The 12329-nt window shown below is 59.6% G+C and carries 10 protein-coding genes; 4 read left to right on the top strand and 6 right to left on the bottom strand.

Annotation, left to right across the window (positions count from 1 at the left end; translation table 11 throughout):
* Positions 1–34 precede the first annotated feature (34 nt).
* Positions 35–2326, top strand: coding sequence for a maltose alpha-D-glucosyltransferase (gene treS, locus ABQM86_RS21080; protein ID WP_369745507.1), 2292 nt, complete (start codon positions 35–37; stop codon positions 2324–2326).
* A 66-nt stretch (positions 2327–2392) separates the two neighbouring features.
* Here the strand turns inward: treS and ABQM86_RS21085 are convergent, their stop codons facing one another.
* The 3 genes from ABQM86_RS21085 to ABQM86_RS21095 form a co-directional block, all read right to left on the bottom strand.
* On the bottom strand, positions 2393–3121 hold the full coding sequence (locus tag ABQM86_RS21085) for a hypothetical protein (protein WP_369745508.1): 729 nt from the start codon (positions 3119–3121) through the stop codon (positions 2393–2395).
* Entirely contained in the window at positions 3114–3644 is a 531-nt protein-coding gene (locus ABQM86_RS21090; protein WP_369745509.1) for an RNA polymerase sigma factor, read from the bottom strand. The genes ABQM86_RS21085 and ABQM86_RS21090 overlap by 8 nt, the downstream gene beginning before the upstream one ends.
* A 122-nt stretch (positions 3645–3766) precedes the next feature.
* Entirely contained in the window at positions 3767–4030 is a 264-nt protein-coding gene (locus tag ABQM86_RS21095) for a hypothetical protein (protein ID WP_369745510.1), read from the bottom strand.
* Positions 4031–4046: 16 nt separating this feature from the next.
* Here ABQM86_RS21095 and ABQM86_RS21100 point away from each other — a divergent pair, with 16 nt between their 5' ends.
* A complete protein-coding gene (locus tag ABQM86_RS21100) occupies positions 4047–4268 on the top strand; it encodes a hypothetical protein (RefSeq protein WP_280624841.1) in 222 nt (73 codons plus the stop codon).
* Between the two features lie 450 nt (positions 4269–4718).
* Here ABQM86_RS21100 and ABQM86_RS21105 read toward each other — a convergent pair whose 3' ends face one another.
* The 3 genes from ABQM86_RS21105 to ABQM86_RS21115 form a co-directional block, all read right to left on the bottom strand.
* Positions 4719–6227, bottom strand: a complete 1509-nt coding sequence (locus ABQM86_RS21105) for an aldehyde dehydrogenase (RefSeq protein WP_369745511.1) — start codon at positions 6225–6227, stop codon at positions 4719–4721.
* Positions 6228–6294: 67 nt separating this feature from the next.
* Entirely contained in the window at positions 6295–7395 is a 1101-nt protein-coding gene (locus ABQM86_RS21110; RefSeq protein WP_280624846.1) for an NAD(P)-dependent alcohol dehydrogenase, read from the bottom strand.
* Positions 7396–7491: 96 nt separating this feature from the next.
* On the bottom strand, positions 7492–8466 hold the full coding sequence (locus ABQM86_RS21115; protein WP_280624849.1) for an AraC family transcriptional regulator: 975 nt from the start codon (positions 8464–8466) through the stop codon (positions 7492–7494).
* A gap of 1241 nt (positions 8467–9707) precedes the next feature.
* Between ABQM86_RS21115 and ABQM86_RS21120 the strand changes: the two genes are divergently transcribed.
* The gene (locus tag ABQM86_RS21120) at positions 9708–10424 is read left to right on the top strand and encodes a GAP family protein (protein ID WP_280624852.1); all 717 of its coding nucleotides are present in this window, start codon (positions 9708–9710) and stop codon (positions 10422–10424) included.
* A 201-nt stretch (positions 10425–10625) separates the two neighbouring features.
* Positions 10626–11981, top strand: coding sequence for a DUF1254 domain-containing protein (locus ABQM86_RS21125; protein ID WP_280624855.1), 1356 nt, complete (start codon positions 10626–10628; stop codon positions 11979–11981).
* The last annotated feature ends 348 nt before the right edge of the window (positions 11982–12329 follow it).

The following is a 12329-nucleotide window of genomic DNA, read 5'->3' on the forward strand; positions in this document are numbered from 1 at the left end:
GGCGTTGACGCGGCGACCACGTAAGGAGACAACTGTGCGGGAGCCTGCAGTCAACACGAGCGTGTCAGAAATCAGCGAAACTCCAGAAGAAAATCCGGAGGAGACGCCACAGGAAACGCCCGATGAAATCGCAAGCGAACCGGCGGAAATCACCTTTGACGAGCAGTTCTACCCGGCCCGGCCCAAGGCGCTCCGGCCGATCGCCCGAAGGCGCCAGTTCTTTGCCGCCCGGCCCTCCTTGGAATTCGACGGCCTGAACTCAACCTATGTGGACTGGCTCAGGAACCAATCCATGCTGGGTGATGCCAACACCATGGCCCGCCAGTTGTCCGGGCAGGCCAGCATGTGGCAGAACTCGTACGCCAGGCCCAACCCGCGCGCAGCCGTTGAGCGTTCACCTGTCTGGTTCACCGCCTACCCGCTGTCCTTCATCACCAAGGATGGCCAGTCCTTCCTTTCGGCGCTGGGTGATCCCGAGCTCTGGGATGCGTTCAGCAAGATTGGCATCCGTGGGTTGCACACTGGCCCTGTGAAGCTGGCTGGCGGCATCCGTGGCTGGTCGCAGACACCCAGCGTGGACGGCCATTTTGACCGCATTTCCATGGCGATCGATCCGGCGTTCGGGACGGAAGAAGAGTTCCGTCAGATGTGCGAGGTCGCCAACGAGCACGGCGGCACCATCATTGACGACATCGTCCCCGGGCACACAGGCAAGGGCGCGGACTTCCGGCTGGCTGAGATGAACTTCCGGGACTACCCCGGCATCTATCACATGGTGGACATCCCCGAGGAGGACTGGCACCTTTTGCCGGACGTTCCCGAGGGCGAAGACTCGGTGAACATCAGCCCGGCCGCTGAGGAAGCCCTGCAAAAGGCGGGCTACATCATTGGGCGGCTGCAGCGGGTCATTTTCTACGAACCCGGTGTCAAGGAAACCAATTGGAGCGCCACCAAGCCCATTATCGACACCACGGGCAAGACCCGACGCTGGGTGTACCTCCACTACTTCAAGTCCGGCCAGCCGTCCATCAACTGGCTGGACCCAACGTTCGCCGGCATGCGCCTGGTGGTAGGTGACGCACTGCATTCACTGTTGGACCTCGGCACCGGTGCGTTGCGGCTTGATGCCAACGGCTTCCTGGGCGTCGAAAAGAGCGCGGAAGAGGAGCCGGGATGGTCGGAGGGCCACCCGTTGTCCGAGGCGGCAAACCAGCTGATCGGCTCCATGATCCGCAAGGTGGGCGGGTTCTCCTTCCAGGAACTCAACCTCACTATCGACGACATCAAGGCCCAGTCAGAATCGGGTCCCGACCTCTCATACGACTTCATTACCCGGCCCGCATACCACTACGCATTCGTCACAGGCGATACCGAATTCCTGCGCCTGACCCTGCGCCTCTCCATGGAGATCGGGGTGGACCAGGCTTCTTTGGTCCACGCCCTCCAGAACCACGACGAACTGACCTATGAGTTGCTGCACTTTGCCGCCGGGCACAGGGACGACGTTTTCGAGCTTGGCGGTGAAGAACTGACCGGAGCCGAAGTTGCGGAGAAGGTGCAGGAGACCCTGCGGGAACGGCTCACGGGCGAGAATGGGCCCTACAACGCACTGTTCACCACCAACGGCATCGCTTGCACCACGGTCAGCTTCATCATGGCCGCGCTGGGTATCAAGGACCAGGACGCCATCACCCCTGAGCAGGAAGCCCAGGTACTGGACGCCCACGTGCTGTTGTCCATGTACAACGCGCTGCAGCCGGGCGTCTTCGCACTCTCGGGCTGGGACCTCACCGGCATCACGGCCCTGGACCGCGAAACCGTCAAGGAACTCACGTCGCAGGGTGACACACGCTGGATCAACCGTGGAGCCCACGACCTCATGGGCACCAGCCCGGACGCGAAGACCTCGCTGGCCGGCATGGCCCGGGCCCGCAGCCTCTACGGTTCCCTGCCCGAGCAGCTCAAGGATTCACGCTCCTACGCTCGCCGCCTCCAGCAGATCCTCACAGTGCGGGAGGAGTCGGGCATTGCCACCAGCACCTTGCTGGACGTGCCGGACGTTTCCAACCGGGGACTGCTGGTGATGGTCAACCAGCTGGCCGACGGAGCACTGCAGGTAACGGTCCTGAACTTCTCGGACCAGGACATTGCAGGCAGCATCCAGTCCTCACACCTCGTGCCCGGAGCTACCGTGCATGACTTGTTCAGCGGCGAGGACGTCGGCCAGGTGGACGACCTCCACAGCTTCTATCTCGAGCTGCCGGCCTTCCAGGGCACGGCCCTGCTGTTGAAGGACCCGGTTGTTGAGGAAGAGTCCGCCGAATAGGAAGGCACGACGTCGGCGCTCACGGTGAGTGCCGACGTCGGGCTTGGCGTTGCTGCCGGCCAGAGATCAGGGCTGGAAGCCCCAACTTTGAACCAGGAAAGCCTCACCAGGGCGGCCGCACTCCCCGAGGTCCACTTGGCCTGGGGTGAGTCCGCCGCCGAACGCAAGGTCGTCGCCGATATTGAAGGGCGTTCCGTCGGGGAGAAGTACCCCCGACTCAGTAAGGGTCGTTCCGAAGGGGAACACCAATCCATCGGCGATGCCGTCCGCTCCGATGCGCGCAATACACCCGCCGCTGTTCAGACCCAGGGTTCCCGTGGCGAGCGCTTCCATGAAGACGTCCACGTCTTCATCCGTGGAAACAGCCGCCTTATTGCCGTTGCCACCGGTAATGATCCTGGCGTTCCCCGTTGCATCTTTGAGCCCCGTAATCTCCGGCAGGGGCGAAAGGTCAGGCGGGTTCAACGCGTCATTTTGCGGTGCACTGCCACTCTGTGTGGCCGCCGGAGCCCCCTGCAGAACCACCTCGGTCGGCGCGGAGAATGTGACGAAGACGCCTACAACAACTGCAGCGGCCACCGCCAACAACCCGAATCCGGCCATCACCCGCCGCCGGCTCCCGGTGGGCCGTTGATGGGAATCTCCGATGGACCCACCCACGGCAAGCTGCTCGGCGTCGGTAGCCATCACCGCCAAACTCATTTCCCGGCTGCGGGCCAGTTCATCTTCCGTCACCGCAAGGGCGGGATCGGCCGCGGTCAGGCGATCCAGGGTGGACATGTCGTTGTTAGGCATTTCTGGGATCCTCCGTGATGTGGTCTGTACGAAGCAGGCTGCCGAGTTCCTTCCGTGCCCGGTGCAGACGCATCCTGACGGCCGTAGCGGTGACATCGAGCAGGCTTGAGACCTCGGCGGAACTGAATCCGTCCCAGTACGTCAGGAGAAGGACCTCGCGTTCCTCGGGCTTGAGCCGGTCCAGCGCTTCCCTCACCAGTCCGTCGTCGGATCCCAACTCAGCCGTCCGCTGCCGCTCCAACTGCTGCGTGAGGTTCTGCGAGCGGACGGTCGAACGGTAATGATTCCGGAGGACGTTGCGGGCAATGCCAAACACCACAAGCACAGAGAGTTCCTGGTCCTGTCGGGACTTTTCCCACGCAATCCGGAAAACGTCTGCGGTGAGGTCCTCGGCCGTGGACGCACCCTCCGTTCGGCGCCGGAAATAGCGGTATACCTTGTCATGGCACGCGGCGTGGGCCGCCAGAAAATGCTTCTGCCTGGCCAACTCCACGCGATCCCCCTGCTCCGTTTGCAAGCTCATACCCCGTTAATGTCCGGCAATCGGAAAAGTGTAACGAGCCCTGGGAAAAGACACGGAAAGCACGACGTCGGCACTCACGGTGAGTGCCGACGTCGCGGTTTGGCGTTGCTGCCGGCCAGAGATCAGGGCTGGAAGCCCCAACTTTGAACCAGCAAAGCCTCGCCAGGGCGGCCGCACTCCCCCAGCACCAGGTCCCCGGAATAGCCACCTCCAAACGCGAACTCCTCGCCAATGTTCAGGGGTGTGCCATCGGGAAAAACAACGCCGGTCTCGGTGACAGTTGTCCTCGCGGGGAAGGTGAGTCCACTCGGCCCGCCGTCCGCGGTGACATCAGCAAAACACCCCCCGTTATTGAGGCCGAGTTTTCCCGTATTGAGTGCGTCCATATGTTGGTTTGAGTTTTTGTCTTTGGAGACAGCCGCCGGTGGCGACATCGGCCTCGAAGACCGGCCCCCGGACATCCGCCATGGTGGGCCCCGGCGGGACCTCAGACGAGCCCGTCTTGAGCGCGATATCAGGCTGCGTGGCCGCCGCGCGGTCCCCAAGACCCCCGTACACGAAATGGCACATCGACCCGAGGCCGACGTATCCGGCTTGTTCATTACTGCCGCTTCCACCGGTTAGAGACTCAGCCTCAGTTCCCGGCCGTATGGCGGTCTGAATCGCCAGACCATTAACGCCGTCGAATACCACGGGCAAGGAGGTGTCCGCCGATTCCCATCGTCCGCGGCAACAAAGACCGACTCGACCCCTTCACGTGGAGCCTCGTACTACATGACGCCGTAGGGAAGAGCTACGGTCGGTGGCTTCTACCAGCTCAAAGGAGCCGACCACGGCGGGCCGACAATTTGAAAGAAAACATCATGGACATCGCCGATACGCTCTTCCGCGCCCACATATGAAGGAAGTAGTGTCGCCATGCCTGCCAGGAAGGACTCAGTGACGGTCCGAGGCCTTCCTGGCGACAGCAGGCTGGGGCCGTCCAGGTTCCAAGGAAGCGAACTGTGGGAGGTGATTCGCCCTCACGGTAACCGTGTAGGACCGTGGAAGGCCCGGCGCCAACACGATCACTATTTATGGCGAGGGTACGAACCAAGCGTCACTGGGTTCGTTCTGTAGAGTGATCGATTTGAGGTGGGTATACATGTTGAGCGTCTCGTGGCAGTACTCGCTCCCTATCCCGCTCTCTTTGAATCCGCCGAATGGTGACCCGGAGGCGAGGTTGAAGTACGAGTTGATCCAAACGGAACCAGCCTCCAGGCGGTCTGCCGTTGCCATCGCATTTTTAAGATTTGACGTGTAAACCCCGGCAGCGAGGCCATAACGGACATTGTTGGCTTCATGTATCATCTGGTCGAAGTCATTCCACCGGATCACGGTCAGAACGGGCCCGAAAATTTCCTCTTGGGCAATCACCATGTCGTTGGTTGCTTCGAAAATCGTGGGTTCGATGAAGTAGCCGTGTTCGTAGCCCGGTACGGCGACACGCTTGCCACCTGTGAGTAGTTTGGCTCCCTCGGCCAGGCCTTTTTCGATGTATCCAAGGACTCGGAGTCCTTGCTCTTCGGAAATGAGACCGGAGAGCGATGACGACGTGTCGTGGGCTGGTCCAACTTTGATGCGCTTGAAGGCGGCTACCATCTTGGCCATAAACTCATCGTAAATGTCGTCGTGCACGAAGAGTCGGGTCCCTGCCAGGCAGCTCTGACCGTTGCAGTAGAGCGCAGCGAACGATGCATTGTCAACGACCGAGTCAAGTTTGTCTGTGTCGGGAAAGACAATGTTGGGGCTCTTGCCGCCGAGTTCAAGTGACACTGGAACGAGGCGTTTGCCGCCGGCTACGGAGATCAAGCGCCCGACTTCGCTGCTGCCGGTGAATGCAAGTTTATCTACGCCGGGATGCGCGGTGAGCGCAGCTCCAGCTTCCTCACCCATTCCAGGGACGATGTTGATTACGCCGGGAGGGAAGATTTCGGCGATGAGTTTGCCAAGTTCAAGTGTGGACAGTGAGGCGTTCTCGTCGGGCTTGAGTACCACAGTGTTCCCGGCCGCGACTGCCGGGGCAATCTTGAAGGCGGCCATGATGGCCGGGACGTTCCAAGGGATGATCTGCCCGCAGACGCCGTAGGGCTCCCTCTTTGCAACTAGGTAGCCATTCGGAATGGGGCGACCCCAGCCCTCATGAGTGATCGTTGCAGCTGCGAAGTAGCGATATTGGTTGATGGCGAACTGGTGGTCCAGTGCGGTTTCGCCTACTTTCCTGCCGATATCCTGCGCGTCGATGAGAGCCAATCGAGGAAGGTTCGCTTCGACTGCGTCCGCTAGTTTCAGCAAGAGAGCCGCGCGTTCCTCGGCGGCTAAAGCTTTCCAAGCGGGGAAAGCAACCCGTGCAGCACGAACGGCTTCCTCGATCTCCGCCGATCCACAGCGAGCGATATCGGCCAGATGTGCCCCGGTTCCTGCGTCGAAGGCAGGAAATGAGGGCCCGCTTGCAGCGGTGAATTCGTTGTTGATGAACGCGCCATAAAAAGCGCTGATTCCGGTTGAAGCGGCCGCCGTGGCGTCCTGGGTATCAATACTCATAGGGGATTCCTTTTGAGAGTTGGTTTCAGTTTGGGCACTATAAGGGGTTCGGGACCTATCGGTTGGGTCAGAAGACCAGGACAGGTTTGACGGCTTTGAGGGCCTTGGCGTCATCGCAGGCAAGGTTAATGTCTTCGAAGGCGTAGCGGCTGATCAACTTGTCGAAGGGGAACCGGCCTTGCTTGTAAAGCTCGATGAGTTGAGGGATGAAGATTTCCGGGACGCTGTCGCCTTCACAAATGCCTCGAATCGTGCGGCCAAAGATGAGGTTGTTCATGTTGATTGCTGCTGTGGTGCCCATTGGAGAGGCGCCAATTGTTCCGCAAACGCCGGTCACCATAAGGATGTCGACCGCCTGCACAAGGACGTCGGGCCGCCCGGTAGATTCGATGGTGTACATGAACCCCTCGGGTGCAACCAGCCCGAGGTCAGCCATGAGGTCCGTTGAACGGGCGTCGATCACGTGAGTGGCGCCCAGTTCCTTGGCCAGCCGAAGCCGGGCGGGGTCCACATCCACCGCCGCGATGGTCGTTGCTCCGGCGACGACAGCGGCCATAACGGCGCTGAGCCCTACACCCCCGGCACCGAAGACTGCAATACTTGATCCTGCCTCGACCTTGAGTGAATTCAACACGGCTCCTGCACCCGTTTGGATACCGCATCCGAGCGGTCCAAGGATTGCCAAGTCCACCTCGGGGTCGACCAGGACAACATTGCGTTCAGCGCATAAGGCGTAGCGGGAGAATGAACTTTGCCCGAAGAAGTGCGCAGCCACGTCCTGGCCATTATCGGTTAGCGCGGTTGTGTCATCAAGAAGCCGACCCTTGAAGTTCCAGTCGTAGTAGTACAGGCAATACGAGGGAAGGCCTCGAAGGCAGTTGCGGCACTTCGCGCAGGACGCGAAACCAAGAACAACGTGATCTCCTACGCGCACTTTCGTAACGTCACTGCCGATTTGGCGCACTATGCCGGCCCCTTCGTGGCCAAAAACGGCGGGGAAAGATACGGGAAAGAATTGCTGTTGCATGATGATATCTGTGTGGCAGACGCCCACGGCGCTGACTTCCACGATGACTTCATTGGGCCTGGGCTCCCGCAGCTCCAAGTCACGAATTTCGAACGGCGCGTCCTTCTCCAAAACGACTGCGGACCGGGTAGTCAGCGGCATGGTGCCTCCTTGCGATAGGGAATACCACAACGGTGACACGCCTCACAGTCGAGTGCTATCCGCAATCCGACACGAAGGGCCGAAAAACGACTGAGACTAGTTCCGGGCGAGGGTGGCCGAGGGCGACTCCCCGAACCTCTGGCGGTAGTAGCGGGCAAACCTGCCAGGATGGTAAAAACCGTGAGCAGACGCGATGTCAGTTACGGAAGTACCTCGGTCAGCCTCTTCGAGCATTCGCCGAACGCGGTTGAGTCTTTTGCTCCTGAGGTACTGCGCGGGGCTGACATCAAATGCCTCCCGAAATGCTCGCTCTAGGCTGCGCGCGCTGACCTGCAGCCTGGCTGCTACGTCGGCAACGTGCAAGAGTTCGTATTCGGGGAGAGAATCGATGAGAGCGACTGCCTCGGCAGCGAGACCGGCCACAGGCCGGTCCCTGAAGCCGAGCAGGTGGGAATAATTATGCGGATGCCTATGCAGGAGCAGATCCATGGCTAGTTGCTGGAGATATCCCAGCCCGGAGGAGGATAGAGCCCTGCGATTTGAAGACATGGTCATGATTTGCGACCAAGACACTTCGAGGTCCGGAGAAAAGCTTTGCAGATCAAAGCGAACATTGGCATCCAAACTAGTTCCCAGCAGCTTCTCGCAGTGAGCTCGGACGTCTGCAGGGTCCAGTCGTAGAGACGTCTGCATGAAGATGGCATCAAAAGAGAACCGGGTTGGCTGATCGCCGGTGACGGCTACAGTTTGACCTGCTATCCATCGTCTTTCCCGGCCAGGTTGGCGCACCGAGGCTGTGCCCCTGACTGCGTGCATAACCAGAATGAGGTCCTTTAGATCACTTGCATCGACGTCAGCCGTTGCGCCGTATTCGAGGCCGACGTGAGCAAAACCATGGCTCACGTCGGCCCGAAGCCGAGTCGTTGCGGCAGCGGTACGTTTATCCAGGCGCAGCTGATGGGGGCAGTAAACCCGGCTTACTGCTGTAATAGCTTCGTCCCGATCACTTGTGCTGACTTGGATCACGATTACTTCTTCCTTCGGGCGCAACCAAATAGATGCGGCGGCCATTCGCCCACGCCCTTAGCGAAACTCCGCCGCTATGTACACCTTCGCTAGCTCCCTGCTACGGAGCAATGTCGTGCCGTCCGTGGTCGTATTGCTGTGCCTCCTCTCAGCAGCAACAGCAGTCGGAGCAGGTACGGTGTCAAGGCCAGTACGCCTGCCTGCTGGACGGTTATGTCTTTCGGGGTGTTTGGTGTGTGGGCGAAGAAGCATCTACGACGTGTGGCGGCAAACCTTGATACAGCGTCGTATCGAGGAGGAACGCAGGGTTTAGCGGGTGGTGCATTACCATCCCCATGATACGGGCATGGGGTAAGCACTGGCCGTTAATGCCCGGGGCTTTTGGATGCGCATGCCGTGCGGGCAACGACGGGCGCTGGATGGCATCCAGGGTCGCCACCTGCGTCAAGAAGTTGCCCCCGAGCGCCTGGTTGCGTCGTCAGAGATGTGACCAGTGCAGAAGGGGGATCTTTCTGAGCAAGGCTGGAGTCAACTTCGTCGAGAAGGGCGGTCACATGCAAGAAGTGGCTGCGAAGGTCACTGGGATGAGGCGGCCGCTCCACCAGGCCGTCACCGACAAGGCGGTCGACAAGCCGTCGTGCAACTCCCACGGTTATAGGGAGCAACCGGCAGCGTCCTGAACGCGTGCACCGCCCTGCAATTGGTCGACTACGCTCAAACTCTCCGACCTAAGCAGTGACGCGGTTCCACCCGATCCCTGCATTCGCTGCTCCACGCGTGACCAGGATCGCGTCGTTTTGGAAGTCGACTCAGCGAATGTCGGAACCCATCTGGAAAAGGCGGCGCCTGGCGAGGGTTCTTTATCCTTGATCGGTCAAGGCAGGCTTTCGAGAGTTTTTCTTGTTCTCACCCCGAGAGGGTGAGTGAGGGAGCGTTCACGGGCATCAGAATAAGGTCATTACAGAACACAACAAAAACCCTGGAGCGAACAATACCGGACTCAGTCGGGCCGATAACTTGGCAGTCGAACGGGGATGGGAAGCCCGAGAGGCGGTCACGTCTCGCTGCCCACACGGCAGACGGGCCTCCCAACACGATTGGCTGGGAGTGTGCGAAAGACTGAGGCTAGCCGTGACCGTTTGTGTTCTTGGGCGGCTTTATGTAGTGCAGTGGCGCGTCAGGGTGGAGAGGAACGGTAGGTATGGCCGATTTGAGGAGAACAGACATCGAGCCGCTCTTGATTGACACAATGCCTCTCTGCAATGGCCTTCAGAAGGGAGGACGTCGTGGCTGAGCTTATCTGGGAGCTGGTCCCAGTCGTTTTTGGGATCGTTGCCAGTCCTCTGGCCATCATTGCTTTGGTAGCGGTCCTGCTGTCCAAGAGGCCCAAGTTGAATGGGACGATGTATCTTTTTGGGTGGATTCTCGGCGTGTCGATCGCGCTTAGTGCATCGTACGCTGTGTTTGGATACTTTGAATTGGAAGCACAGCGGGAACCGCCGCTGTGGGTACCTTTTGCTCGACTGGTACTCGCAACTGTCCTCGTCGCGGGAGCCGTTTGGACCTACCGGCGGGCCCATCGACGAACTCTGAAGATGGCTTCAGCGAGGTCACCAATGGAAATAGCTGAGGCAGCGCCTCAACTGCCCGGCTGGCTGCAGGCCGTGGAACATTTCTCTCCGGGCCGCTCGTTCCTCCTCGGGTCAGGCATCTTCTTGCTCAATCCTGTGAATATGTCCTGCGCCATCGTGGCTTCTCTCGATGTGAGGCTCGCGGAAGTAGGCAGTAGCGCGTCTATGTGGGTGTTGATCGTTTTCGCCGTTATCAGCATTTCGCCCATGGCAATTCCCGTAGTTTTGGTCGCTGTAAAGGGTCGAGACGCAGAACCTTTTCTTAACGGAGTGAGGGGCTGGATCGCTTCCCACAACACGACTCTCACTGTTGTTTTACTGGCAATGGTGGCCTTCATGCAGGTGCAAAAAGCCATTCCTTTCCTCTTTTGAGCAGGTCAGTGCGCCTGTCGAGAGCAGGATGACGGGACTCAACCGCTCCCCGAGGTGAGGTCAGCGGGCGGAAGGAGAATCCAGTTGTTTTTGCTATGGTTGCCGCCACTTCGAGTCCGACAGGCACTCGAGAAAGAGTTCAGAACCCCACCCCCAATATCGCACTAGTCAGTACATTCCAAGTACAGAACAGGAGTCACTATGAGCAAGGATCCAGGTTTAGAGAAGTCGCCGGTTGAACTGGCCACCGAGGCTTTCGTTTACGGTTTCCCGCTCGTTTTCAATCTGGAGCAGGTATGGCGGTACGTCCACACCGGTGTAGGTGCGAACCCGGCCGCACCATTTAACACCTTCAGCCATGCTGGGCAACTCGCCGGGCCAGAAGATCGGTTTGTCACCATTAACAACGACACTGTGTACTCGATGGCACAAATCGATCTGACGGCGGGCCCACTGGTTCTCGATGTGCCTGACACCGGGAATCGTTACTATGTCCTTCAATTTGTGAGCGCGTGGACGGAGAACTTCGCATACGTCGGTAAGCGGGCGACCGGAACAGCACCCGGCCGGTTCTTCCTTGTTCCTCCAGGATGGAACGGTACTGTGCCCCAGGACGCCACCGTCATCCGTTTCCCCACGGCTGTCGCATCAATCGTAGGACGGTGGGCGGTCAACGGCGACGCCGATCTGGCAGTCGTGCGGGAGCTCCAGGCTGCAACCCTCTTAGCTCCCTTGGACAGCTCCGATTCTCGGGCTGGGGCGGGATTGCCCATGGTCGATACAAGCTCCTTAGAAGAGGCCCTCGCGTTCTGGGAAAAGTACCGCGTTTACTCGCAAACATTCGCTCCTCCAAGTCGGGACTTGCTACTGCACAATAGCTTCGCCCCCTTGGGCCTCACGGGGGATCGACCAATAACCAAGCTGCCCGACGACGACCAGGAGATCCTGCGGGCAGGCTATGACGCCGGGCTGGAATTACTGGAAGCGACCCTCCGGAACAGTTATGTGAAAGAAGTCAATGGGTGGCAGCTACCGATACATGTGTTCGACTACAACCTTGATTCCTTTGAAGTCGGCACCCTAAACACTGCTGAGTGGCGCTTGGAGGATCCGGACCGTCGTCTCATCACAAGAGCATCTGCCGCCCTTGGTGGGCTGTGGGGCAACCACGCATACGAAGCGGCGTATTTCCCGAGCTACGTCGATCAGCACGGTAAGCAACTATCGGGTGAGCATGACTACACGCTCACGCTGAACCCACCTCCACCCAACGCGGCATTCTGGTCCCTGACCATGTACGACGTTCCCAACTATTACCTCGTAGCTAATCCTGAGGAGCGTTACTCCGTCGGGGACCGCACGCCCGGTCTTCGGTGGACCGATGACGGAGGGCTCACCATATACATCAGCGCCACAGAACCGGTGGATCCCGTAAACCGGGCAAACTGGCTTCCCGCTCCCGCCGGCGCCTTCCGTCCGATGTTGCGAGTCTATATTCCGGGGAAGAGCGTTCTCACAGGTGCTTACGTCCTTCCACCCATCGTGAAGGTTCGCTAGCCGACGGCACAGCTGTCGATGCGCTGGTAAATCCAGCCCGGCGCAGACGGTAAAGAGCCCGGTGGCCGTGACGTTGGTCTATTCACGCATTCCTGATGCGGCCAGCGCCCGTGCCGGCAGCGCCGATCCCTCCAAGATCAAACGGAAGGTATGGGAAGCTGTTGCAGGCTTGGCAAGTGCCTGACGGCAAGGCGCCCGTGGCGGCACTTCATCTTGGCTGCAGGAAATGTGTCAACCAGGTGTCGATGGTCCTGTCGCGGTGGAATGGTCCGTCTTCGAGCTCAAGGCTTCCTGTCCGGCTCTGCCGGCGTTGTCAGGCCTGGGCTGGTTTGCTGCGGTTCTTTTGCC

The organism is Paenarthrobacter sp. AMU7 (genome assembly GCF_041200195.1).
Lineage (GTDB): Bacteria > Actinomycetota > Actinomycetes > Actinomycetales > Micrococcaceae > Arthrobacter.

Bases quoted from the DNA above. Each gene is read 5' to 3' on its own strand.
- ABQM86_RS21115 (WP_280624849.1), bottom strand. From the start codon at position 8,466: ATGGCCGCCGCATCTATTTGGTTGCGCCCGAAGGAAGAAGTAATCGTG.
- ABQM86_RS21090 (WP_369745509.1), bottom strand. From the start codon at position 3,644: ATGAGCTTGCAAACGGAGCAGGGGGATCGCGTGGAGTTGGCCAGGCAG.
- ABQM86_RS21105 (WP_369745511.1), bottom strand. From the start codon at position 6,227: ATGAGTATTGATACCCAGGACGCCACGGCGGCCGCTTCAACCGGAATC.
- ABQM86_RS21085 (WP_369745508.1), bottom strand. From the start codon at position 3,121: ATGCCTAACAACGACATGTCCACCCTGGATCGCCTGACCGCGGCCGAT.
- ABQM86_RS21095 (WP_369745510.1), bottom strand. From the start codon at position 4,030: ATGGACGCACTCAATACGGGAAAACTCGGCCTCAATAACGGGGGGTGT.
- ABQM86_RS21125 (WP_280624855.1), top strand. From the start codon at position 10,626: ATGAGCAAGGATCCAGGTTTAGAGAAGTCGCCGGTTGAACTGGCCACC.
- ABQM86_RS21110 (WP_280624846.1), bottom strand. From the start codon at position 7,395: ATGCCGCTGACTACCCGGTCCGCAGTCGTTTTGGAGAAGGACGCGCCG.